Below are 21,631 nucleotides of genomic sequence, written 5' to 3'. Positions count from 1 at the left end.
TCTAGAGCAGCTCCAAACGTCGGGCCATGTCCGAGGCGAACACCCGCAAGGGATCGACCTTGCGGCGCACAGCGATCCATTCGTCGATGCGCGGATACATGGCGTGGAAGGTCTCCGCGCTGACACGGGAGTCCTTGGCGGTATAGACCCTGCCGCCGAATTCCAGTGCGCGCCGGTCGAGTTCGTTGAGGAACTCGTTGATCCCGGGCTTGTTGGGGAAGTCCATCGCGACGTTCCAACCGGCCATGGGGAAACTCAGAGGTGCGCGGTTGCCCGGGCCGAAAAGCTTGAACACGTTCAGCGCCGAGTAGTGGCCCCTGGTTTGGATCCAGCGGATGATGGCCTTGAATTCGTCCATCGCGTTCGGCGGCACCAGGAACTGATGCTGGGCGAAACCCCTTGGGCCGTAGGAGTTATTCCAGCCACTGACCAGATCCAGCATGTGGTAGAACTGCGACAGATTCTGGATCTTGCCCGAGTACGTTCCGCCCAGGCGGTAATACACCTCGCCGATCGCCATGAACGACAGCTTGTTCATGGCGCTGACCGGAAACATGTCCGGTACCGTCAACAGCTGCGGCGCATCGAATTTCAGCGGGTTCTTGGCGAGTTTCTTCGGCAGTTGATCCAGCTTCGCCAGGCTGCCGCGGCTGACCGAGGCCCGGCCGAGCTTCGGCGGCGGGCTGATCAGGTCGAACCAGGCGCTGGAGTAGGTGTAGTTGGCTTCGCTGCCGTCGAGGTGAACGGCGACCGTCTCGTCGAGATCCTTGGTGGCCACGCCGTCGGCGATGAAGTACGCCGTCTCCGTCGGCGTCATGGCGATGGTCGCGCGCAGCACGATCCCGGTCAGGCCGTTGCCCCCGACGGTGGCCCAGAACAGTTCGGCATCATCCCCCTCGGGGGTGACGGTGCGCACGGAGCCGTCGGCCATGAGCAGGTCCATCGACCGCACGTGGTTGCCGAAACTGCCCGCGCTGTGATGGTTCTTGCCGTGGATGTCGCAGGCGATCGCGCCGCCGACGGTCACCTGCCGCGTGCCCGGCAGCACCGGAACCCACAGCCCGAACGGGAGTGCCGCCTTCATCAGTTGGTCCAGGCTGACGCCGGCGTCGACGTCGACCAGCTGGGTGTCGGCGCTGATCGAGTGGATGCGGTTGAGCCCGGTCATGTCGATCACCAGGCCGCCGCCGTTTTGCGCGTTGTCGCCGTAGGACCGGCCCAGCCCGCGGGCGATGACGCCCCGACCGCCCGAGTCGGCCACCCGGGCCACCGCCTTGGCGATCACCTCGGGATCGCGGGTGGACAGCACCTGGGCCACCGACGGTGCGGTGCGCCCAAAGCCCATCAGCCGGGTGGGCTTGGTCACGGGATCGGTGCTCGACATCGTCAAAGAGGGTACCGCCTGCCGATGGCGGCTCAGTGGATGCGGAAGATTACGGCCCGCTGCACGACGAAGTTGATTACCGTCGCGGTCCCCTGCGCGATCACGAAAGCGACGATGGACGCCCACCCCCGATAGTGCAAAAGGACCAGGCACAGGTGGTTGAGCCCGACCTGCACGGTAAAGGTGATGCCGTAGAGAACCATGACCGCGACGAACCGGGCGGTACTCGGTGCCGCCTGGAAGGTCCACCGGCGGTTGATCAGATAGGCGGTGATGGTGCCGACGATGAAGCTGGTCGCCTTGGACAGGTCAACCTGTACGCCCAGGACCTTCCAGAGCAACATGTAGAGCCCGAAGTCCACGATCCCCGCCAGGCCGCCCGTGACGACGAAACGCGTGACCTGCGTCGTCAGGCTCAGGCGCGCCGGCGCGGTCGGGGACTCGGGGGGAAGCATTGGGGGAGTCTAACGGGGCCGCCGGGCGCTGGCGGGCAGCGTCAGCGCGGCAACTTGACCGCGATCAACTCAACCTGGTTCTCGCCCTGCGGCGTCGAGTAGGTCACCGTGTCACCCGGCTTGCGCCCGGCCAGGGCCTGGGCCAGCGGGCTGCGCGCGGTGAGCGTCTCGGCTTCCCGGCCCACGGGCGTCTCCTCGACGATGGAGATCACGTGCATCGTGACCACTTCGCCGTCGGCGAACCGCAGGGTCACCTCGGTGCCGCCGGGCAGCGTCGCCGAGGAGTCGGAGTCCGGCGGCCCGGCCCGCAGACGCCGGTCCAATTCGTTGATCCGCTCGGAGAGGACCACGAGTTCGTCGGCGCGCTGGATCGCCTCGGCCGCATCGCCGTGATCGCCCACCATCCCGCGGTCGTTCTTGACTTCGGCCTCGAGGCGGTCGCGCCGCTGCCGCAGCCGGTCCAGCTCCGCTTCGAGGTTGTTCCGCGCGGCGTCCGCTGCCGATGGGACTTTCTTGCTCACGTCGGTGGACCTTTCGCCCGGTGTGCTCAGATGGCGTACCAGTGTGACACCACGATGAGCCAACCCGCCACCATCTAGAAGGGTGGCGGGTCGTTGATGTTGGGCGCCGACCGCTCGGCCCGACGTGCCGCCTCGGCGCTGATGCGTGCCTCGTTGATGCCGCGCTCCCAGCGGACCCGGGCGGCATGATCCTCGGCCCGGGTTCGCTGCCGGACCGGCATCATGACACCGCGGTTCTGCTGAGGTGCGGGCGTGAAGGTCGGCAGTGTCAGCGTTCCGGTCGGGACAGCCAGTGCCGGAAAATAATGGCTACCAACGGGTTTGGTGGTGTAGGTATGTCCCGTCGGCGACGTCCACACCACCGTGCCATCGGGAAGCTGGCGATCCCGCCAGCCATCAGGGCCTGTATAGAACGTCTTGAGCAGGTGATGGTGGCGGCAGAGCAACTTGAGGTTCGACGGATGGGTGGGACCGAGGGGAAACGGCACCGTGTGGTCGATATCGCAGAGGTCGGCCGGAGCATCGCAGCCGGGGAATCGGCATGTCAGATCGCGAAAGCGGATGAATTCGGCCAGTGCGGTCGACGGGCGATACCCGGCTTCCGCGCGATCCGGCGGCAGCGAAAGCGGCTTGGTCTTCGCGACACCGGCCAGCTCGCGCAGCGACGCCGTCGGCAATGGGCCGAACCCAGGTAGATACGCCAGCGCGCATGTCTGGCCGCCGACCGCGGCCGGCTCGGCCAGCACACGGATCACGACGTTGGTGCCCGAGGGACGCTGCGCCGCAGGGCAATCCGGCCCGCCACAGTCGCAGCGCAAAACGGTCAGCCCGGCGGCCATCGCGGCAAAACCGTCGGCGCGACGCTGAGCCTTGGTTCGTGAATCATTCCGGCACACCGAGTCGGCCAACGCGTCAAGCGCGCGGTCCACTGCGGCCGCATCGGTGGCGTGCACCGTCGCCGAGATTTCCGCGAGCCCTGGGCTGATGGGCCCGATCTCGACGCGGCGATCTTGACTGCGCATCCCCGGCACGCGCACTCCCGCGGGATCGAACCGCGCCACCCACATGTCAATACGCTCGGCCATTTTCGGCCCCGACAACCGCATCCACTTCGGTGCATGCCGGGCCACCGCGGCGTCCAGCCGGGCGATCAATTCGGGGTCCTCGATCAGATCGGTGCGGTACACCACCGCCGCCATCAGCCGGAAATCGATTCTTCCCTGGGCGAAGACCTCGGCGACCCGTGGCAGCCGCTCACGCAACGCGATCGCATAGTGCAACCGGCCGGCCGCGCGGCCGCGGCTGATGCCCAGTGCGGCCGCCACCTCGGCGACCACATTCTCGTGCCCGTCGACGGCCCAATTGAAACGGTCGGCGTCGTCGGCCGGAGCCCTACGTGCATACAGCTCCCCGATCGCCGCCAACTCCCGGGCGCAGTGCGCGTTTTGCGCGCGGGCCGCCGCGGTGACCCGGTCCAACACACCGGCGTCGTCGACGCCGTGAAACGCGAGGTCGCAGGCCACCACTTCGAACATACATTCGATAGTAGCCGCGCCCGGTGACAAGCCGGCGAAGCGCTAAACCCAGTACGGCACCCGGGCGCGGTATTGGCGCATCGCGAAGGCCGCGAGCACCCAACCGACGGCCGTCAACACCAGCACTACGGCCCAGTGCCGCAGCTCCTGGTGCGCCCCGAGCAGCGGCGCGCGAACGATGTCGAGGTAGTGCAGCAGCGGGTTGAGCTCGACGATGCGCGACCACCGTCCGGCCCCCTGCTGGCGCAGGGTGTCGTCGTTCCAGATGATCGGCGTCATGAAGAACAGCAACTGCACGACGGAGAAGAGCAGCGGACCGATGTCGCGGTAGCGGGTCGCCAGGATGCCGAAACACAGCGACACCCATATGCAATTGAGCACGATCAGCACCAACGCCGGGATCACCGCAAGGTCGGCCCACGACCACGGCTTGGGATAGATCATCGCGATCACGACGTAGATGACGATGTTGTGCGCGAACAAGATGACCTGCCGCCACACCAGCCGGTAGACATGCACACTCAGCGGGGTGGGCAACTGCTTGATCAGTCCCTCGTTGGCGACGAACACATCGGCGCCCTCCAGGATGGCGGCATTGATCAGGTTCCAGATGATCAGGCCCAGCGTCACATACGGCAGATGCACGGACAGCTCGAGGTGAAACAGCTTGGAGTACAAGCCACCCATGGCGACGGCGGTGGTCCCGGTCGCGATGGTGATCCAGAAGGGCCCCAGCACCGAGCGGCGGTAGCGCTGCTTGATGTCCTGCCAGCCCAGGTGCAGCCAGAGCTCGTGACGACGGAAGCCGTCGGCCAGATCGCCACGGGCCCGGGTGAATGTCCGCGACTGTGCCGCCGCGTCAAGGAACGTCATCGGGGTCCTCCCAGCTGGCCGAATTGCTCACGACGTCCCAAGCGCCGCAACCGGATCCACTCGGCCAGACCTCGGGGATCGCGACGGGTGACCAAGAAGAACCAGCCGAACCGAACCCATTCCTGCACCACCAGCTTGCGCAGCCCGGGCTGTGACTGCAGGTAGCCGCGGTTGCGGTAGGTGAAGAACCGTTTGGTGGCATTGTCGGGATATTGGGTGTGCATCCGGCCGCCGAGGATCGGGCGGAATTCGTCGGATCCGCACGGGTGCAGGTAGACCGTGTCCAGGCAGGTGCCGAACGGCAGGCCGGAACGCACCAGCCGCCGGTGCATCTCCACCTCGTCGCCCCGGATGAACAGCCGAAGATCCGGGACGCCGATCGATTCCAGCGTCGCGGCCCGGAACAGCGCGCCGTTGAACAACGACGCGATGCCACCCAACAGGTCCTGCCCGTCCTCGGTGCGCAATTCGCTTGCGCGCCTGCGCCATACCAGGCCGCGGCGCAACGGAAACGCCAACCGCGCCGCGTCGTCCATATTGCACACCATCGGTGACACCTCGGCCAGGCCGTGCTTGTCCGCGCACGCCAGCAGGGTGGCCAGAACATGGGAGTCCTGCGGGCGCCCGTCGTCGTCGGCCAGCCACACCCAGTCGGCGCCCAGCGCCAACGCGTGCAGCATGCCCAACGCGAAGCCGCCTGCTCCGCCTAGGTTACGGCGCGATCCGAGATAGGTGGTCGGAATGGGTTGTCCCGCAACAAGTTCGCGGACACGGCCGTCACCCGTAAAGTCGTTGTCGACGACGATGAGGTGGTCGGGCAGCCGGGTCTGCGTGCTCAGCACATCGAGGGACTTGGCCAGCTCGTCGGGGCGCCGGTGGGTGACGACGACGGCGACGACGGTGTCGCTCATGGCTGTCCGGCCGTCTCGGCCAGCACCTCGCGCACGTGCCGGGCCGCGTCCTCCCCCTCGTATGCCCGCACGACGTCCTCGATGCCGCCGGTCATGCGGATGACACCGTGGTCGATCCACATCGCCGTCTTGCACAGCCGGGCCAGGAATTCGTTGGAATGGCTGGCGAACACCAGGATTCCGGACCGCTCCACCAGACCCTGCAACCGCGACTGGGCCTTCTTCATGAAGTCGGCGTCCACGGCGCCCAGGCCTTCGTCGAGCAGCAGGATCTCGGGATCGATGCTGGTGACCACGCCCATGGCCAGCCGGACCCGCATACCGGTGGAATAGGTGCGCAGCGGCATCGACAGGTAGTCACCCAGCTCGGTGAACTCGGCGATCTCGTCGACCTTGGACTGCATCTGTTTTCGGGTCTGCCCGAGGAACAGGCCGCGGATGATGATGTTCTCGTAGCCGGAGATCTCGGGGTCCATCCCGACGCCGAGGTCGAAGATCGGCGCCACCCGCCCGGTGACCTGCGCCCAGCCCCGGGTGGGCTCGTAGATGCCCGAAAGTAGGCGCAGCAGAGTCGATTTCCCCGCCCCGTTGTGGCCGACCAGGCCCACCCGGTCGCCCAGCTCGAGGGACATGGTGATGTCCCGCAACGCTTCGACGACAACCACGTTGGAGTTGTTGCGCCCGATCGTGCCGCCCGCCTTGCCCAAGAAGGCCTTCTTCAGCGAACGCGACTTGGCGTCGAAGATGGGAAATTCCACCCACGCGTTGTGCGTCTTGATGTGAGGACCCGACACCGTGAACTACTTAATGCCGCTTACAGGTACTGACCGTGCCCGGGCGCGCCGCCCGGCTTGCCGACGCCCGGGGGAAGCGCGCCCTGGCGCATATTCTCCAGTTGGGCGCGGGCGGCCATCTGCTGGGCGAACAGCGCGGTCTGGATGCCGTGAAAGAGCCCTTCCAGCCAGCCGACCAACTGCGCTTGGGCGATGCGCAATTCGGCGTCCGACGGCGCGGCGTCCTCGTTGAAGGGCAGGGTGAGGCGGTCCAGTTCCTCACGCAGTTCGGGCGCCAAGCCCTCTTCCAGTTCGCGGATGCTGGTCGCGTGGATCTCGCGCAGCCGGTTGCGGCTGGCGTCGTCCAGCGGCGCGGCGCGCACTTCCTCGAGCAGCTGCTTGATCATGGTCCCGATCCGCATCACCTTTGCGGGCTGCTCGACCAGGTCGGTCAGCGAGCGCTCATCGGAGTCATCGTCGGCGACCGCCATGATCCGCGGGTCGACACCGCCGATGATTTCGACGTCGCTATCGTCGGGGCCATCGTTGCGGGTACTCAATACTTCACCATCCTTTGTGGACTATGAGTGTGGCGTCGTGCCGTTTCCGCGCCATTCGTAGATTCGGGCACCGCCATTGTCGTAGATCAGGGCCCACGACTTCGACTTATCCAGTGACACTAGTCCTTCGGGTACGGCGAACCCCCGGACAGTGGGCGAGCTGGTGTAGATGTACCGGATATTGAGCGCCTTGATCGCTTCGAGGACCCTCGGATCGGAATCGCCCCGGCGCGCCGAGGTCCAGAAGATGTAGCGGTTGGGGCCCGGGCCCATCTGTTGCGGGTAGTCGTAGTGCGTCCATAGCGGGTGCAGGCCGGCGACGGCGTACATCCACGCGGTGCCGTCGGTGTTGGCGTTGCCGATCAGGGTGTCGCGGGCCCCGGGCAGCTTGGCCAGATACGCCATGGCCATCAGATCGCGTTGGTCGATCATCACCGAGTCGTATTTGTCGCCGAACAACCACAGGTGCCGATAGAGGTAGTGGCGCGCGCTGAACACCGTGGTCGCCACCAGCAGGACCGCGGTGACCGACACCCAGACCGGGGCGGGCAGCGGTTTGAACCGGTTGGTGAGTCGTCGGGCACCGGCAACGACGCCCAGCACGATCACGAACAAGGCGATGCCGGCCATCGGCTCCAGCAGCAGGGTGGTGGCGGCCGCGATCCGGCGTGGATCCTTATAGAAGAACTCGCCGAACATTCCGGCCACCGCGCCGATGGGGCCGCCGATCGGATTACCGGCGTCGACGTTCACCACGATCAGCAGCAGCCACAGGGCCAACGGCCACCAGACCCGCTTGACCAGCAGGATGACGCCGCCGATGGCGGCCAACGCGATCAGCCCGTATTGGACCGGGAAGTCGTTGAGGTGGCGGGAGTGCTGGAAGACGGCGTCGAAGAGCCCCCGCTTCTTGCTGAGGTAGGTGAGGAACGAGTGCCCGGCAATGATGTCTTCCTGTTCCTGGACGCTGATGAACTGCGGCAGCAGGATCAACCCGGACACCACCGCGACGCAGGCCAGGGCCGCCACGTCGGCCAGCCTGCCGCGCACCGGATGCCACAGCGCATCCGCGAGCCACCAGGCCAGCAGCATCAACAGCACGATGACCCCGCCCGTGATGTGCACCGACATCACACCCACCAGCGCCAGTACGGCCGCGGGGATACGGTCGCGGTGCCGCAACGTGGAGGTGATCAACACGAACGCCGGGACGGCGGCTCCGTAGGCCGCCAGGTTGGGCATCGCGGCGACGGCGAACTCGACGTAGGGGACCGCGGTGAACGATGCCGCCAGCGTGGCTGCGGTCGCCGCGGCGCCCGCGGTGCGCCATTCGCCCCAGGTGGGGCGCAGCAGACGCCAGGTGAGCATCGCCGCGCCGGTCGGGAACAGCCACACCGATGCGGCAACCGAGCTCAGCGTGTAGCCGGTGGTGGGCGCCGCCCCGGTCAGCTGGCAGAACACCGCGGTCAGGGCGTGGAACACCGACGGGTAGTACAGCGTGTGGTGCGTGTCGACGTTACGCAGCTCGCCCATGTGGGTGGATGACGCCTGGCCGGTGTCCAGGATGAACCGCACCTCGTTGGCGTGCCAGACCGCGTCCCAGGTGCTCGGGACGGTCTGCCAATGGGCGTCCAGGCCGCGGTAGGCGGCCCACATGATCAGCAACGCCCCCAGCAACACACCGGCCGCCACCGTGACGGCCGGCCAGCGGCTGACCCGGCGGGTTTCGGCATCGGGGTCGCGGTAGCGGGCCAGCAGCAGCTGGAAACCGGTCATCACCACGCAGACCACGGCCAGCGCGGCCAGCGCGGTCCAGCCGTTCCACGGTATTCCGATGGCACCAAACGGAATAATGGCGAGCGCAACCACGCCGTAGGTCAGCGCCGGGCCCACCGCAACAGCGACCGGCCACGACAGCTGACTGATACGTGCGATGATCGCCCCGGGCGCTATCAGCAAAAACAATGCAATGAGCGTTCCGAACCAGAGCCCCACTCGACTAGTATGGCTGGCCGGGTGCCCTGGCTCGGGAGGCCACCGCCTGGCCGGAACGGCTTGGACCCTTTCAAGGCACCCGCTACCGTCACATTTTCGCAAAAACGCGGAAGCTTTAAGGTGGCCCACATGGCATATGACGTCGCCCGGGTGCGCGGACTGCATCCGTCCCTGGGTGACGGGTGGGTCCACTTCGACGCGCCCGCCGGGATGCTCGTTCCCGACTCCGTCGCGACTACCGTGTCGACGGCTTTCCGCAGGTCTGGACCCACCACTGTGGGGGCACACCCGTCGGCACAGCGCAGTGCCGCCATCTTGGAGGCGGCCCGGGCGGCGGTGGCCGATCTGTTCAACGTGGAACCCGCGGGTGTCGTGCTGGGCGCCGATCGTGCGATTTTGCTGGCCGCGCTGGCCGAGGCCTCGTCGTCGCGCGCCGGCCTGGGCTACGAGGTGATCGTCAGCCGCCTGGACGAGGAAGCCAACATCGCCCCGTGGCTGCGGGCGGCGCACCGGTACGGGGCCAAGGTCAAGTGGGCCGAGATCGACATCGAGACCGGCGAGCTGCCGACGTGGCAGTGGGAGGGCCTGATCGGCAAGTCGACGCGGCTCGTCGCCGTCGCTTCGGCGTCCGCGACGATGGGGACCGTCACCGATCTGCGGGCGATGACCAAGCTGGTGCACGACGTCGGGGGTCTGGTGGTGGTCGACCATTCCGCCGCCGCGCCCTACCGGCTGCTCGACATGAAGGAAACCGACGCCGACGTGGTGGCGGTGAACGCCGCCGCGTGGGGCGGTCCGCCGATCGGGGCGATCGTGTTCCGCGATCCGGTGCTGCTCAATTCGTTCAGCTCCATCTCGGCCGACCCGAAAGCCACCGGCGCGGCGCGCCTGGAGATCGGTGCGCACCAGTTCGGTCTGCTGGGCGGGGTGGTCGCCAGCATCGAGTACCTGGCCTCGCTCGACGAATCCGCCCGCGGCGGCCGCCGCGAGCGTCTGGCGGTGTCGATGCAATCCGCCACGTCATATCTGAACCGGATCTATGACTACCTGATGGTGTCGTTGCGCTCGTTGCCGTTGGTGATGGTCATCGGCCGTCCGGAGGTGCGGATCCCGGTGGTCAGTTTCGCGCTGAACGGGGTGCCCGCCGAACGAGTGGTGCAGCGGCTGGCGGACAACGGGATTCTGGCCGTCACCAACGAGAGTTCTCGCGCGCTTGACGTGCTGGGCGTCAACGACATCGGGGGCGCGGTCACCGTCGGGCTGGCGCACTATTCGACGACGGCCGAGGTCGACCAGTTGGTGCGCGCGCTGGCTTCCCTGGGTTAAGACTGGCTGACCTTGTGGTCGCGAGCGTAACGCCACGGCGAAAATCCGGCCCGAAAATCGCAGCCACGTTACGCTCGCGAATCCGCTAGACGGTCAACACGATCTTCCCGGTCACCTTGCCCGCCACCAGTTGTTGATGCGCGTCGCCGGCCTGCTGGATGGGCAGGCGGGCGCCGATGATCGGCCGCACCCGGCCGTCGGCGACCATCGGCCACACCGAGGCCGTCACCGCCTGCACGATTTCGCTTTTGCTGTTCGGTCCGGTGGTCGGACGCCCGCGCAACGTGGTGCCGATGACCCGCGCTCGCTTCGCGAGCAGTTTGCCGATGTTGAGCTCGCCCTTGATACCGCCCTGCATCCCGATGATGACGAGCTGTCCGTCGCTGGCCAGGGCGTCGATGTTGCGGTCCAGGTAGGCCGCGCCCATGATGTCGAGGATCACGTCCGCGCCGTCGGTTTCGTCGCGCAGCCGCGCGACGAAGTCTTCGTCGTGGTAGTTGATCGTGATGTCGGCGCCCAGCTCGCGGCAGAAGTCGAGCTTCTCCGCCGAGCCGGCGGTGACGGCCACCCGGGCCCGGAGCGCCCGCGCGATTTGGATCGCGTGGCTGCCGATGCCGCTGGCCCCGCCGTGCGCGAGCAGGAGTTGTCCCTCGCCCAGGCCCGCGGTGAGCACCAGGTTCGACCACACCGTGCAGGCCACTTCCGGCAGCCCGGCGGCGTCGACGAGGTCCACACCGGAGGGAATCGGCAGCACCTGGCCGGCGGGAACGGCGACGTATTCGGCGTATCCCCCGCCGGCGAGCAGCGCGCAAACCTCTTGCCCCACAGACCATTCCGTGACGTCATCGCCGACCTCGGTGATGACGCCGGACACCTCCATGCCGATGGTTTCGCTGGCGCCCGGCGGGGGCGGGTACTTGCCGGCGGCCTGCAGCACGTCCGCGCGGTTCACGCCGGCGGCGGCCACCTTGATCACCACCTCGCCGGGCCTGGCGGATACGTCGGCGACTTCTTGCCAGGAAAGTTGGTCGGAGGATTCGGCGACGATGGCGCGCATGGTGGCCACGCTACCCAGTGCCGCTACCCTGATCAGCGGTGGCGTGGCAGAGCGGCCTAATGCACTCGCCTTGAAAGCGAGAGACGGCTAAAACCGTCCGGGGGTTCAAATCCCTCCGCCACCGCCCTCGTCATTCGACACTCTGGTGCAGCGTCGGCGCGTAGCGCAGCACCGCGCCCACGCCGTCGGCCGGGGAGATCCGCTCGTCGGTCCGCACCAGCGCCGCGCCGACCGAGATCGCGGATACCGGCAGCGCCTCGTCGGCCCGCAGCGTCTTGGCGGGGGCGGCGCCCTGCTCGGACAGCACGTTTTCGTTGGGGGCGACGACCGTCAGGCCCTCGTCGGCAACCACGGTGGCGTCGCCGATGTCGCCGATGATCAGCGTCTCCACCGCGCCTTGGCGCAGCGCCGAGCAGACCGGACCGAGTCCTTCGGCCGCCAGCCCCGACTGCCGCCCGATCTCGGCGGTAAATCGTTGTGCCGCATCGTCGATGGTCCGCAGCTGGCGCTTGATGAATTCTTCTTCGATGGCCTGCTCGATCTCGCCGAAGCCGTGGCCGCTGTGCCGCGCTCCGACCTCGAGTGCCACCGCGCGGTCGTGCAGCCGTTCCGGCAGCGCGGCCAGCAGGTCCGAGCGCGATCGCACCTCACCCACCACGAAGATCACCTCGATCGCCTTGTCGTCGGCAAGCTCGGCGACGCGATCGGCGACCGCGCGTACGTTCTTGCGGGCGGCCTCGTCGGTGCGCAACTGGGGGTCGCCGTATCCGGCGGTCTCGGCCCCCGCGGCCTTGTGCACGGGGTAGCCGCCGCCGTCGACGGTCTCGGTGCGCAGTGTCCCGCCCATATGGGTCGTGATGTCGGCGCCGCTGTGGTCGACGACCACCAGGACATAGTCGGGGTGATCGAAGCTCTGCTCCAGAATCGGTACCAGGTAAGGCAATTCGGATACCCGAATGACGGTGGCGGCGGCGGGGCGGGCCAGATGCTCATTGATCACCACACCGTCGGCGCTGGCGATCACCGCCCTCCCGCTTCGGCCGATCGGGGGCCGCAGGTTCATCACCGCGTCCTCGATCGCGTCGATCACCGTCGCGCCGGCACGCGAGCGTTGGAGGTCCTCTTTAATCGCCCGCCACTTGAGCTCGAGTTGAGCCTCGGCGTCATGGGTGTCGTGCGAGTCGTCGAAATACACCGAAACGAAGGGCCCCGGTGCGTCCAGCAGTTTGCGGAAGCGTTGCGAGTCCATGCCTTGTTGGTTGCCCCGCGAGCGGAAGCACAAACACCGTTAGCTTCGATCGCCCTCGCTGTCGTCGAAGAAATGCCAGTCGCCGTCGTGCTCGACTTCCATGCGCCAGCCGAGCTCGCTGTTGTCAGCCTTGTTGTCGACGAACCATGCGTGTGCGTCGCCGGCGCTGTCGATGTCTTTGGTCGCGACGACGTCGCCTTTCGGGTTGAGCACTCGATAGGTAGCCATGACGGCAGGGTTCCCACTGCCGTGGTCGTTAACCCGCGGGGATTGCGGCGGTGATCGTGTCCAGCAGGGCCGTATACCGGCGGGCTTCCGGATCCCGTCCGGGCTTGCCGCTGCTCACCACGCCGGCCGCCAGCCCGCGCGCGGGGTCGGCCCAGACCGCGATGTTCACCAGGCCCAGGTTGCCGAAGGCGTGCGGGGCGTTGCGCCCGAACGGCCCCCACCGGTTGGTGCCGAGGATGTAGCCGGTGCCCCACCGGGCCGGTTGCAGCCCGACCGCGAAATCCGGTCGCAGCCTTCGGCATTCGGCTATCGCGCCGTACATGGTCTCCGGACTGATGACCCGCACACCGTCGAGTTCGCCTCCACGTCGCCAGATCTCGGCGAACCGCGACATCTCCTGTGCGTTCGACACGGTGTTGGACGACGGGATGATGGTGGTCAGAAACAGCGGGGTGTTCGTGTACGGGATGATCTCGTGCACGGTTCCGCCGATCGCCTTGCGGAAGATCTGGGCGACCACCGGCGGAAGCGTTCGCCCGGTGGCGTGACTCGGCGCCACCAGCGGCAGGTCCTTCTCGGCAACGCCGAAGTTGGTCCAGCGGAAGCCGAGTGGGTCGAGGATCTCGGTGGCCAGGATTTCGCGAATTTCCTTGCCGGTGGCCCCGTACACGATCTCGCGCATCAGCGGACCCCAGGTCAGCGCGTGGTACATGTGGAACAGCCCGGGGCGGTAGAGAGGCCGCAATTCGCCGAGCTTCTGCTGCGCGTATTCGTGGTCGTCGGCGCGCTTGACGTCCGGGCGCGGGCCGGTCGGGAACGGCAGCCCGGCGCTGTGCGTCATCACATGTCGGATGGTGATCCGATGCTTGCCGTGGCTGGTGAAGGTGGGGATGTAGTCGCAGACCCGGTCGTCGAGTGAGAAGACGCCACGCTCGGCGAGCATGTGCACCACGGTCGCCGCCATTCCCTTGGCCGCCGAGTACACGCAGAACGGGGTGTCGGGTGTGACGGGGATCTGCTCGGCGTCGGGCGGGTCGCTCGGGGCGTTGCCCCAGCCGTGGCCGATCGCGCGGTTGAGCACGACGCGCCCATGCCGGCGGATGCACAGCTGGATGGCGGGATGGAAGCCGGCCCGGTACCAATGCCGCGCGGCCTGCCAGATCCGGTCGATTGCGGCACTGTCGATTTCGGAGTGGTCTTCGGCGCCGATCGTCGTCACCGCGTCCAGATCGGCCGGGACGCGGATCTTGCCGTCAGGAGTCACCTCAGCGAGGGTACGTGTCGCCGTCCTACTCCCCGGTGAACTGCGGCGGACGCTTGGCGAACGTCGCCGAGATGCCCTCGGTCAGGTCCTTGGACGGCAGGAAGGCGGCGTTCCAAGCGGCCACATACCGCAGGCTCTCCGAGACGGCCGCAATGCGCTGCTGGTCGAGGACGTCCTTGATGCCGTGCACGGTCAGCGGGGGATTGGCGGCGATCTCCGCGGCGGTGGCGTGGGCGGCGGCGAGCGTGGCCTCGGCGTCGGCGTACACGTCGTTGACCAGCCCGATCTTCTCGGCGCGGGCCGCGTCGATGTCCTTGCCGGTCAGCGCCAGCTCACGCAGGTGCCCGTCGTTCAGGATCAGCGGCAGGCGGGCCAGGCTGCCGACGTCGGCGACGATGGCGAGCTTGACCTCGCGCACCGAGAACTTGGCGTCGGAGCTGGCGTAGCGGATATCCACCGCCGAGATCAGGTCGACGCCGCCGCCGATGCACCAGCCGTGCACCGCGGCGATGGTGGGGGTCCGGCAGTCGGCGACCGCGCTGATCGCGCCCTGCATGCGCTTGACCTCGCGGTGGAATTCCGCCCGCGGTCGCGCCGAGGCGCCCTCACCCAGCACCGCTGACAGCGTCCCGCCCATCGCGGCGAGGTCCAGGCCGTAGCTGAAGTTGCGGCCCGAACCGGTCAAGACGATGGCCCGCACCTCGGGGTCGGCGTCCAAGTCCGGAAAGAGTTCGGGGAGCTCGGACCAGAATGCGGGCCCCATCGCGTTGCCCTTCCCCGGCCCGATCAGCGTCACCTGGGCGACGTGGTCTTTCTTCTCCACGGTGACGGATTCATATGCTTGCGCCATATCGAGACCGTAGCGTGGCGAATATGGCTCCTGACTTGCGACCCGGCCCGCATTCCCCGCCGACCGACGAGCTGCACAGCGCCGAGGACACCCTGGGTGTGCTGCAGCGGGTCCTGCACACCGTCGCCACCGATGACCTGTCGCGACGGACGCCCTGCGCGGATTTCGATGTGGCACAGCTGACCGGGCACCTGCTCAGTTCGATCAGGGCTCTCGGCGGCATGGTGGGCGCCGAAATTCCCGAGCCCGCCGACGGCGATTCGGTGGAACGGCAGGTGGTCGCCGCGGCGCGGCCGGCCTTGGACGCCTGGCACCGCCACGGCCTGGGCGGGTCGGTGCCGTTTGGCACGGGCGAGATGCCCGCCAAGAGCGCGTGCGGCGTCCTGTCGATCGAATTCCTGGTACACGCCTGGGATTACGCGGCCGCGACGGGGCGCAAGGTTGACGCCCCGGAGCCGCTGTCCGAGTACGTGCTGGGGCTGGCCCGCCAGATCATCAGGCCGGAGTTGCGGGGCGTCGCCGGATTCGACGACCCGGTCGACGTGCCCGCTGACGCCGGCGCGCTCGAACAGTTGGTCGCGTTCACCGGCCGCAATCCGGCGAGATAGTCGGCTCTTCGGCTTTCGCCCCGTCGAGTGTGAAGCCTGGGCTTTGAGTGTGAAGCCACGGCGGGTCCGCGCGGCGTGTCGTCGCCCTGGACGCACAGTCAAGGCCGTCAGTGCACACTCGACGGCGCGGCTCGGAAGCTAGACGCGTTCCAGGTAGAAGTAGTAGTACTTGCCGTTGTCCCGAACGCCCTTGCCGTTCATGATGCCCATCACGGCGTTGTCGTCGATCTTCTTGAAGTGATCGTGCACCGGCTGGCCGTCGTAGACCATGGTGGCGGTGACCTCCCCGCGGAAGTCCTCCAGCCACAGGCTGGCCTCACCCTTGCCCATTTCCACGTTCGAGAATTTGTTGCCGTCGGCGTCCAGGCAGACCAGCGGCTGCACGTCGCTGACGGATTTGAACGTCTTGCCGAACCACCCGGCCTTTTCCAGCTGGCCGTTCATTTTGTGGCCGGTCTGGAACTCGCCACCCTTCCATTCGCCGAGCATTTCCTCGAGCGCCGCGGGTGAAAGTTCTACCCAGAATTCGTCGAGCTCGGAATCCGCGATGTCGCCGCTGCGCTCTTTGAACTCGGTGAACTTCTTGCGCGCGAGGTCCACGGGGCGACTCCTTAGGGTTCGGTGCGGGCAATCCAGTCGCAGGCAAAACGCAGCAGGGCGTCGTTTTCCTCCGGCGCACCAATGGTGACACGGATGCCTTCGGACGCGAACGGCCGCACCACCAGTCGCGCGTCGGCGGCCTGCTCGGTGAAGTCCATGGTGCGCGACCCGAGCGGCAGCCAGACGAAGTTCGACTGCGACGGCGGCAGCTCGAACCCGGCGCCGCGCAGGGTGTCGCTCACGCGGGTGCGTTCGAGGACCAGCGCGTCGGTGCGGGCCATCAGCTCGTCGGAGGCCTCCAGCGACGCGATGGCGGCCGCCTGGGCGACGTTCGTCACCGCGAACGGCATGACGACCTTGTCCAGCGCCGTGATCAGGTCGGGGTGGGCGACCGCATATCCGACCCGCAAGCCCGCCAACCCGTAGGCCTTCGAAAAGGTCCGCAGCACAACGACATTGCTGTGGGTGAAAGCCAGCTCCAGGCTGTTGGGCAGCATGCCGTCGCGGACGTACTCGACATAGGCCTCGTCGATGGCGATCAGGATGTGCGGCGGCACGGCGGCGACGAAACGGGCCAGCGCGTCGGGGTCGACGACCGTGGACGTCGGATTGTTGGGGTTGCAGACGAAAATCAGCCGGGTGCGGTCGGTGATCGCGGCGAGCATCGCGTCGAGGTCATGCGTGTGGTCGGTCAACGGCACCGGGACGGTCGTCGCGCCCGACACCTGGATGATGGGCAGGTAGCACTCGAAGCTGCGCCAGCCGATCATCACCTCGTCGCCGGCCGCGGCGGTGATCTGAGCCAACTGCTGGCACAACGTGACCGAACCGCTGCCGACGGCGATGTGCTCGGGGGCGACACCGGAACCCAGGTGCATGGCCAGCGCCGCCTTGAGGTCCACGCTGGCGTTGTCCGGGTAGCGGTTGACGATGGCAATGGCGCGCTCGATCGCCGCATGCACGCTGGGCAGCGGGCCGTAAACGGTCTCGTTGCTGGCCAGTTTTATGGACCCCGGCACGTTCTTGCCGGGCACATACACTGGCAGTCCGGCCAGTTCGGAGCGCAGGCGGGCGGTCACTTCGACAGTTTATGTCCCAACTGTGTACAGTATGGCCGGTTCCGCGAGACCGGAAAGGGGTCGGTACCCTCAGAAAGTCCAAAGGGAGGCGTGCCAGAGCGGCCGAATGGGGCTCACTGCTAATGAGTTGTCCCCCTCAAAGGGGACCGGAGGTTCAAATCCTCTCGCCTCCGCTGGGTCCTTGAACGGAACGCGGAACCACAACTGAAGAACAAGCGCCCGTAGCTCAACGGATAGAGCATCTGACTACGGATCAGAAGGTTAGGGGTTCGAATCCCTTCGGGCGCGCTCAGTCATTTCGTGCGCAAACGCGGTTCCTCGCGCGCCGGTCTGCGCGTAAATTCATCGGCCTCGGGCAACAGTTAAGTTCCGTGCGAACATCGGAGTTGAGTCGTGGCCCGCGTCACCACAATCCTCGCCGCCCTGGTAATCGCCTCCAGCGCCTCGATGACGTCTGGTTGCGGTTGCAGCACAAGCGCATTAGGCGTCACCACTTGCGCCTTGTCGTAAGCGGTCGAATTCTGTTGCGCCCTCGGGTTTGACGGAACCCGGGGAGCGCTGCGCTAGCGTCCCCCGAACGGCCCGCCGAATGGCCCCCGACGCGGCGGCTCGGTCACGGTTTGGGTGACGGTGCTGGTCTCGGTGCTCGGCGTAACGGTGACCGTGCTGGGCGAGACCGTCGTCGTGCCCGTGTCGGTGCTCGTCGGTGGGACGGTCTCGGTAGGCCCGCCGCCACCGCCGTCGTGCCGGGGCGCCTCCGTTGTCGTGGTGGTCACCGGTGCGGTGGTGGAGGGTGCCGGCGTTGTCGTCGTTGCCGGGGCGGGCGCCGGCGAATTGCCCGCAAGCTTGACCGCCGCGAAGACGATCACGCCGAGCAGTAGCGCACCGATGGCGCCGGCGGCGACCAGCGCTGCCGGGCGGCGGTACCAGGGCGTCGGGGGCTCGGGCGGTTCGGGCGCGCCGTCGTAGGAGCCGCCGTACCGCGCGGCCGCGGTGGGTTCGGAGTAGTAGTCCGGTTCCTCGGGATAGGGCGGCACGAGACGAATCGTAGTAGGTCAGTCCTCGTTGTCGATGAGGCGCAGCGCCCGCTCGAACAGATGCACGGTGGCGGCGTGCAATTGGTCGCCGACCTCCTTCTCCGCCTTTCCCGCGCAGGCCCGGGCCAGCGTCCCCTCGATCACGATGCCGAGCTTGAAGCAGGCCAGCACCGTGTACCAGGCGATGTGTGACAGGTCACGGGTCGTGTTGGCGGCGTAGTGGTGAAACAGCTCGTCGGTGCTGGCCAATCCGTCCTGCCCGCCCAGGGCGTGGCTGAACACGGCCGAACCGTCGGGCTGGCGCCAGGTGGTGAGCAGCCAGCCCAGGTCGAGCAGCGGGTCACCGATCGTGCACATCTCCCAATCGACGATCGCGACCACGTCTGGCCCCGTGCGCGAGAACATCACGTTGGCCGCGTGGTAGTCGCCGTGCATGATGCCCGGCGTCCAGTGCGTCGGCCGGTGCCGGTCCAACCAGCCCGACACCTCCTCGATGCCGGGGATCTGCGGTCCCGGATAGCCGTCGTAGTCGTTGTAGGACTCCAGCTCCGAAAGCCAGCGCGGCACCTGGCGTTCCAAAAAGCCCTCCGGCTTGCCGAATTCGGCGAGGCCGACCGCGACATGGTCGACGGCACCGAGCTTGGCCAGCGCGTCGGCCATCGACAGGCCCATGCCGTGCCGCACCGTGGCGTCACCGGCGTGCAGCGGCGGCAGACCCTCGCCGGCGTTGAAGCCGTCGACCGGATCCATCAAGTAGAAGACCGCATCGCCCAGCACGGCGGGGTCCTCGCAGACGGCAATCAGGTGTGGATGGGGCACGTCCGAACCAGCCAGTGCGGCAAGGACTTTCGTCTCCCGTAAGATCACGCTGTTGCTGCGCGGACGCAGGTGCCGCGGGCCGCGTCGCAGCACGTAGGGCCGCCCGGCCCTGCTGAACCGCAGCATGACGTTCTGCGTTCCGCCGGTGACGTTGGAGACGTCTTGCAACGGGCCCTCGCCGAGCCCCTGCCCGGACATCCATTCCGCTACGGCTTCCAGATTCACCGGGTCCACTCGTCAGCCCTTCGGGTGTGGCGTGTATCGGACGGTCTGCGCATGGATCATGCCGTCGCGGAACACGAAGGTATCGACACCGTCGTCGACCCGGTTGGCGGTCGAATCGGCGGCCCATTCCAGGAACAGCACATCATCGTCGAACAGCTGGGTCTTCAAGTCCCAGTTGGCATCCGGCAGGTCGGCGAGCAGTTGCGCGAACACCTGGCGGATCGCCTGCTTGCCACGCGCCACGCCGGCGGGGCTGATCAGCACGGACTCCTCGGCGTAGTCGACGAGGATTTCGTCTAGGTCGCCCGCGGCCAGCGCCGTGCCGTGGTGGGCGAACACCTCCCGCGGCGTACGCGATTGGGTGGGTGTCATGGCACTCCCTTGCAACCTGTGGACAGTCTGGGAAAAAGACTAGGGCAGGGTCGACGGGAGGCGTCCGGTGGCGGCGGCTGGAAGGATAGTGTGCGTAACTTACTTTCTGGGGAAGGGAACTGGCGATGCCGCGGACCGACAACGATTCCTGGGAAATCACCCAAAGCGTCGGCGCGACCGCGCTCGGTGTTGCCGCAGCCCGCGCCGCGGAGACCGAGAGCGAGAACCCGCTGATCAACGACCCGTTCGCGCGGGTGTTCGTCGACGCCGCGGGCGAGGGGATGTGGAGCATCTACGCCGATCCGGCGCTGCTGGCCAGGGCGGGCGACATCGAACCGGATCTGCGGGCGCGGCTACAGCTGATGGTCGACTTCATGGCCACCCGGACGGCGTTCTTCGACGAGTTCTTCCTGGACGCGGCCGACGCCGGGATTCGCCAGGTGGTGATTCTGGCGGCCGGACTGGACGCGCGCAGCTGGCGGCTGCCGTGGCCCGACGGCACGGTCGTGTATGAGCTCGACCAACCCAAGGTGCTGGAATTCAAATCCACCACCCTGCGCGAGCACGGCGCGAAGCCGACCGCGCAACTGGTCAACGTGCCGATCGACCTGCGTCAGGATTGGCCGAAAGCGTTGCAGGAAGCGGGGTTCGACCCGTCCCTACCGGCGGTCTGGTCGGCCGAAGGGCTCGTACGCTACCTGCCGGCGCAGGCACAGGACTTGCTGTTCGAGCGGATAGATGCGTTGAGTGTCGAGGGCAGCCGGGTGGCGTCCAACGTGCCCGCCTCGGGTTTCACCGACCCCGACCGGGTGCAGCGCCAGCGCGAGGACATGCGACGCATGCGGGCCGCGGCCGCCGAGCTGGTCAACGCCGAGATCACGGACTTCGACGAGCTCTGGTACGCGGAGGAGCGCACGCCCGTCGACGGCTGGTTGCGCGACCGCGGCTGGGACGTCGCGACCGCGACGTTCGCGGAGTTGATGGCCCGGTACGGCCGCCGGATCCCGCCGGGCGCGGAGGATTCGATGCCACCCACCCTCTATGTGTCCGCGCAGCGGCGAGCGCCGCAGCCCGAACGCTGAGACCGAAAGTGCCGCTGATGATTAACGGCTCAGGCGCGTTTATTCGAGTCTGAACATCGCCAGTCGGGGCGAATACTCAAATTAGCTGAGCTCATCCGGGGCGCGCGGCTTTTCCGGCGTCGACGGTGCGGGTCGCCGTTTGGCGCGCCAACCACCTCTGACGTGCCGGGATATGCCGACAAGTACTGCCGCATAACCCATTGCATGTTTAGACATAAGTCGAATGGGTAACTTCACGTCCACGAGAAAACTTCTTCTCGATCACAATGGAGGTCACGATGCGTGGCAGCGGGATCATCGGAACGGTTGCTTTGGTGTGGTTGCTGATCGGAGCCTTCGCGGCGTGGCAACGGGATTACTTCAAAAACGACCAAACGACATGCGCCTCCGCGGGCACGGTTGCGGTGACCGTGATCGCCGGACCGTTGAATTACTTTGGCGTCAACCCGAAAGTCGCGGATTGCCATCTGCCGCAACCAAGTTCAATGCCATCGGTCAACCTCTAACCCTCACCGAAGGAAGTCGAAATGGTTATCTTAGGAATTGTCCTGCTTGTTCTCGGGTATTTCTTCCACGTACCCGTGCTGACCACGCTAGGCATCGTGCTGTTGGTGATTGGCGCGATCCTTTGGATTCTGGGCTCGATCGGCCGTCCGGTCGGCGGCAGGCGCTACTGGTATTAACCCTGCTGCCGAAACCGCGAACGCGCGCCGGCCCCCCCCCGGGCGCCGGGGGGTTTACACGGGGCGGCAATGGTTGTGGTATGCCCCGCGCAAGAGGGCGCCGCGAAAGGTGGGGTTGTAGGCCCCCCCCGGCCGCCGCAGTGTG

General features: G+C 67.0%; 24 protein-coding genes and 3 tRNA genes. 8 read left to right on the top strand and 19 right to left on the bottom strand.

The window, feature by feature from the left end:
* Position 1: 1 nt before the first annotated feature.
* From A5775_RS19560 to A5775_RS19520, 9 genes are all read right to left on the bottom strand, one after another.
* A complete protein-coding gene (locus A5775_RS19560) occupies positions 2 to 1,384 on the bottom strand; it encodes an FAD-binding oxidoreductase (RefSeq protein WP_067256031.1) in 1,383 nt (460 codons plus the stop codon).
* A gap of 32 nt (positions 1,385 to 1,416) precedes the next feature.
* On the bottom strand, positions 1,417 to 1,839 hold the full coding sequence (locus A5775_RS19555) for a GtrA family protein (protein ID WP_067256028.1): 423 nt from the start codon (positions 1,837 to 1,839) through the stop codon (positions 1,417 to 1,419).
* A gap of 41 nt (positions 1,840 to 1,880) precedes the next feature.
* Complete coding sequence (locus A5775_RS19550; protein WP_067256026.1) at positions 1,881 to 2,360, bottom strand: GreA/GreB family elongation factor; 480 nt, start codon at positions 2,358 to 2,360, stop codon at positions 1,881 to 1,883.
* A 74-nt stretch (positions 2,361 to 2,434) separates the two neighbouring features.
* Positions 2,435 to 3,895 carry an HNH endonuclease signature motif containing protein gene (locus A5775_RS19545; protein WP_067256024.1) on the bottom strand — a complete coding sequence of 487 codons (1,461 nt, stop codon included), beginning with the start codon at positions 3,893 to 3,895 and terminating at the stop codon, positions 2,435 to 2,437.
* A 42-nt stretch (positions 3,896 to 3,937) separates the two neighbouring features.
* On the bottom strand, positions 3,938 to 4,768 hold the full coding sequence (locus A5775_RS19540; RefSeq protein WP_067256021.1) for an ABC transporter permease: 831 nt from the start codon (positions 4,766 to 4,768) through the stop codon (positions 3,938 to 3,940).
* The gene (locus tag A5775_RS19535; RefSeq protein WP_067256019.1) at positions 4,765 to 5,679 is read right to left on the bottom strand and encodes a glycosyltransferase; all 915 of its coding nucleotides are present in this window, start codon (positions 5,677 to 5,679) and stop codon (positions 4,765 to 4,767) included. The genes A5775_RS19540 and A5775_RS19535 overlap by 4 nt, the downstream gene beginning before the upstream one ends.
* A complete protein-coding gene (locus A5775_RS19530) occupies positions 5,676 to 6,473 on the bottom strand; it encodes an ABC transporter ATP-binding protein (protein ID WP_008263074.1) in 798 nt (265 codons plus the stop codon). Before A5775_RS19530 ends, A5775_RS19535 begins: the two co-directional genes overlap by 4 nt.
* A gap of 20 nt (positions 6,474 to 6,493) precedes the next feature.
* Positions 6,494 to 6,943: a bacterial proteasome activator family protein gene (locus tag A5775_RS19525; protein ID WP_231995230.1), complete on the bottom strand. Its 450-nt coding sequence runs from the start codon at positions 6,941 to 6,943 to the stop codon at positions 6,494 to 6,496.
* Between the two features lie 90 nt (positions 6,944 to 7,033).
* Positions 7,034 to 9,007 carry a DUF6541 family protein gene (locus tag A5775_RS19520; protein WP_067256014.1) on the bottom strand — a complete coding sequence of 658 codons (1,974 nt, stop codon included), beginning with the start codon at positions 9,005 to 9,007 and terminating at the stop codon, positions 7,034 to 7,036.
* 129 nt (positions 9,008 to 9,136) lie between these two features.
* On the opposite strand from A5775_RS19520, the gene A5775_RS19515 reads away from it, so the two are divergent.
* Positions 9,137 to 10,333, top strand: a complete 1,197-nt coding sequence (locus tag A5775_RS19515; protein ID WP_067256012.1) for a cysteine desulfurase-like protein — start codon at positions 9,137 to 9,139, stop codon at positions 10,331 to 10,333.
* Positions 10,334 to 10,418: 85 nt separating this feature from the next.
* Here the strand turns inward: A5775_RS19515 and A5775_RS19510 are convergent, their stop codons facing one another.
* Complete coding sequence (locus A5775_RS19510; protein ID WP_067256329.1) at positions 10,419 to 11,390, bottom strand: NAD(P)H-quinone oxidoreductase; 972 nt, start codon at positions 11,388 to 11,390, stop codon at positions 10,419 to 10,421.
* A gap of 37 nt (positions 11,391 to 11,427) precedes the next feature.
* Here A5775_RS19510 and A5775_RS19505 point away from each other — a divergent pair.
* Positions 11,428 to 11,514: transfer RNA gene (locus A5775_RS19505), tRNA-Ser, on the top strand.
* Positions 11,515 to 11,520: 6 nt separating this feature from the next.
* On the opposite strand, the gene A5775_RS19500 is transcribed toward A5775_RS19505, so the two are convergent.
* From A5775_RS19500 to A5775_RS19485, 4 genes are read right to left on the bottom strand one after another with little or no spacing between them, the layout of a single operon-like run.
* Positions 11,521 to 12,639 (bottom strand): hypothetical protein, encoded by a 1,119-nt coding sequence (locus A5775_RS19500; RefSeq protein ID WP_067256010.1) that lies wholly within the window; start codon positions 12,637 to 12,639, stop codon positions 11,521 to 11,523.
* A gap of 39 nt (positions 12,640 to 12,678) precedes the next feature.
* The gene (locus A5775_RS19495; protein WP_067256007.1) at positions 12,679 to 12,867 is read right to left on the bottom strand and encodes a hypothetical protein; all 189 of its coding nucleotides are present in this window, start codon (positions 12,865 to 12,867) and stop codon (positions 12,679 to 12,681) included.
* A 28-nt stretch (positions 12,868 to 12,895) separates the two neighbouring features.
* Positions 12,896 to 14,131 carry a lipase LipE gene (gene lipE, locus A5775_RS19490; protein WP_067256005.1) on the bottom strand — a complete coding sequence of 412 codons (1,236 nt, stop codon included), beginning with the start codon at positions 14,129 to 14,131 and terminating at the stop codon, positions 12,896 to 12,898.
* Between the two features lie 25 nt (positions 14,132 to 14,156).
* On the bottom strand, positions 14,157 to 14,981 hold the full coding sequence (locus A5775_RS19485; protein WP_067256002.1) for a crotonase/enoyl-CoA hydratase family protein: 825 nt from the start codon (positions 14,979 to 14,981) through the stop codon (positions 14,157 to 14,159).
* Between the two features lie 23 nt (positions 14,982 to 15,004).
* Between A5775_RS19485 and A5775_RS19480 the strand changes: the two genes are divergently transcribed.
* A complete protein-coding gene (locus tag A5775_RS19480) occupies positions 15,005 to 15,589 on the top strand; it encodes a TIGR03086 family metal-binding protein (RefSeq protein ID WP_082953088.1) in 585 nt (194 codons plus the stop codon).
* 138 nt (positions 15,590 to 15,727) lie between these two features.
* Here A5775_RS19480 and A5775_RS19475 read toward each other — a convergent pair whose 3' ends face one another.
* Together A5775_RS19475 and A5775_RS19470 are read right to left on the bottom strand one after the other, a co-directional pair.
* Positions 15,728 to 16,189 carry a DUF4334 domain-containing protein gene (locus tag A5775_RS19475; RefSeq protein ID WP_067255998.1) on the bottom strand — a complete coding sequence of 154 codons (462 nt, stop codon included), beginning with the start codon at positions 16,187 to 16,189 and terminating at the stop codon, positions 15,728 to 15,730.
* An 11-nt stretch (positions 16,190 to 16,200) separates the two neighbouring features.
* A complete protein-coding gene (locus tag A5775_RS19470; protein ID WP_067255996.1) occupies positions 16,201 to 17,268 on the bottom strand; it encodes a pyridoxal phosphate-dependent aminotransferase in 1,068 nt (355 codons plus the stop codon).
* Positions 17,269 to 17,352: 84 nt separating this feature from the next.
* On the opposite strand from A5775_RS19470, the gene A5775_RS19465 reads away from it, so the two are divergent.
* Together A5775_RS19465 and A5775_RS19460 are read left to right on the top strand one after the other, a co-directional pair.
* A tRNA-Ser gene (locus tag A5775_RS19465) sits at positions 17,353 to 17,441 on the top strand.
* Between the two features lie 42 nt (positions 17,442 to 17,483).
* Positions 17,484 to 17,556: transfer RNA gene (locus tag A5775_RS19460), tRNA-Arg, on the top strand.
* Between the two features lie 275 nt (positions 17,557 to 17,831).
* Here A5775_RS19460 and A5775_RS19455 read toward each other — a convergent pair.
* From A5775_RS19455 to A5775_RS19445, 3 genes are read right to left on the bottom strand one after another with little or no spacing between them, the layout of a single operon-like run.
* The gene (locus A5775_RS19455; RefSeq protein WP_067255994.1) at positions 17,832 to 18,305 is read right to left on the bottom strand and encodes a hypothetical protein; all 474 of its coding nucleotides are present in this window, start codon (positions 18,303 to 18,305) and stop codon (positions 17,832 to 17,834) included.
* 18 nt (positions 18,306 to 18,323) lie between these two features.
* Entirely contained in the window at positions 18,324 to 19,322 is a 999-nt protein-coding gene (locus tag A5775_RS19450; RefSeq protein WP_369827896.1) for a phosphotransferase family protein, read from the bottom strand.
* Positions 19,323 to 19,361: 39 nt separating this feature from the next.
* On the bottom strand, positions 19,362 to 19,721 hold the full coding sequence (locus tag A5775_RS19445) for a nuclear transport factor 2 family protein (protein WP_067255989.1): 360 nt from the start codon (positions 19,719 to 19,721) through the stop codon (positions 19,362 to 19,364).
* 125 nt (positions 19,722 to 19,846) lie between these two features.
* On the opposite strand from A5775_RS19445, the gene A5775_RS19440 reads away from it, so the two are divergent.
* The 3 genes from A5775_RS19440 (at position 19,847) to A5775_RS25715 (ending at position 21,486) form a co-directional block, all read left to right on the top strand.
* The gene (locus tag A5775_RS19440; protein WP_067255987.1) at positions 19,847 to 20,803 is read left to right on the top strand and encodes a class I SAM-dependent methyltransferase; all 957 of its coding nucleotides are present in this window, start codon (positions 19,847 to 19,849) and stop codon (positions 20,801 to 20,803) included.
* A gap of 266 nt (positions 20,804 to 21,069) precedes the next feature.
* Complete coding sequence (locus A5775_RS19435; protein WP_067255985.1) at positions 21,070 to 21,309, top strand: hypothetical protein; 240 nt, start codon at positions 21,070 to 21,072, stop codon at positions 21,307 to 21,309.
* Between the two features lie 21 nt (positions 21,310 to 21,330).
* Complete coding sequence (locus tag A5775_RS25715) at positions 21,331 to 21,486, top strand: DUF6131 family protein (RefSeq protein WP_197512744.1); 156 nt, start codon at positions 21,331 to 21,333, stop codon at positions 21,484 to 21,486.
* Positions 21,487 to 21,631: the final 145 nt, after the last annotated feature.

The organism is Mycobacterium sp. 852002-10029_SCH5224772 (assembly GCF_001667315.1).
GTDB lineage: Bacteria > Actinomycetota > Actinomycetes > Mycobacteriales > Mycobacteriaceae > Mycobacterium.
Note: the sequence above shows the minus strand (reverse complement) of the source record. Positions and strands in the feature narration are given on the sequence as shown.

Excerpts from the sequence above, each read along its gene's own strand:
- A5775_RS19560 (WP_067256031.1), bottom strand. The coding sequence starts at position 1,384 with ATGTCGAGCACCGATCCCGTGACCAAGCCCACCCGGCTGATGGGCTTT.
- A5775_RS19555 (WP_067256028.1), bottom strand. The coding sequence starts at position 1,839 with ATGCTTCCCCCCGAGTCCCCGACCGCGCCGGCGCGCCTGAGCCTGACG.
- A5775_RS19545 (WP_067256024.1), bottom strand. The coding sequence starts at position 3,895 with ATGTTCGAAGTGGTGGCCTGCGACCTCGCGTTTCACGGCGTCGACGAC.
- A5775_RS19540 (WP_067256021.1), bottom strand. The coding sequence starts at position 4,768 with ATGACGTTCCTTGACGCGGCGGCACAGTCGCGGACATTCACCCGGGCC.
- A5775_RS19535 (WP_067256019.1), bottom strand. The coding sequence starts at position 5,679 with ATGAGCGACACCGTCGTCGCCGTCGTCGTCACCCACCGGCGCCCCGAC.
- A5775_RS19525 (WP_231995230.1), bottom strand. The coding sequence starts at position 6,943 with ATGGCGGTCGCCGACGATGACTCCGATGAGCGCTCGCTGACCGACCTG.
- A5775_RS19515 (WP_067256012.1), top strand. The coding sequence starts at position 9,137 with ATGGCATATGACGTCGCCCGGGTGCGCGGACTGCATCCGTCCCTGGGT.
- A5775_RS19510 (WP_067256329.1), bottom strand. The coding sequence starts at position 11,390 with ATGCGCGCCATCGTCGCCGAATCCTCCGACCAACTTTCCTGGCAAGAA.
- A5775_RS19500 (WP_067256010.1), bottom strand. The coding sequence starts at position 12,639 with ATGGACTCGCAACGCTTCCGCAAACTGCTGGACGCACCGGGGCCCTTC.
- A5775_RS19495 (WP_067256007.1), bottom strand. The coding sequence starts at position 12,867 with ATGGCTACCTATCGAGTGCTCAACCCGAAAGGCGACGTCGTCGCGACC.
- A5775_RS19485 (WP_067256002.1), bottom strand. The coding sequence starts at position 14,981 with ATGGCGCAAGCATATGAATCCGTCACCGTGGAGAAGAAAGACCACGTC.
- A5775_RS19480 (WP_082953088.1), top strand. The coding sequence starts at position 15,005 with ATGGCTCCTGACTTGCGACCCGGCCCGCATTCCCCGCCGACCGACGAG.
- A5775_RS19450 (WP_369827896.1), bottom strand. The coding sequence starts at position 19,322 with ATGTCCGGGCAGGGGCTCGGCGAGGGCCCGTTGCAAGACGTCTCCAAC.
- A5775_RS19445 (WP_067255989.1), bottom strand. The coding sequence starts at position 19,721 with ATGACACCCACCCAATCGCGTACGCCGCGGGAGGTGTTCGCCCACCAC.
- A5775_RS19440 (WP_067255987.1), top strand. The coding sequence starts at position 19,847 with ATGCCGCGGACCGACAACGATTCCTGGGAAATCACCCAAAGCGTCGGC.
- A5775_RS19435 (WP_067255985.1), top strand. The coding sequence starts at position 21,070 with ATGGAGGTCACGATGCGTGGCAGCGGGATCATCGGAACGGTTGCTTTG.
- A5775_RS25715 (WP_197512744.1), top strand. The coding sequence starts at position 21,331 with ATGGTTATCTTAGGAATTGTCCTGCTTGTTCTCGGGTATTTCTTCCAC.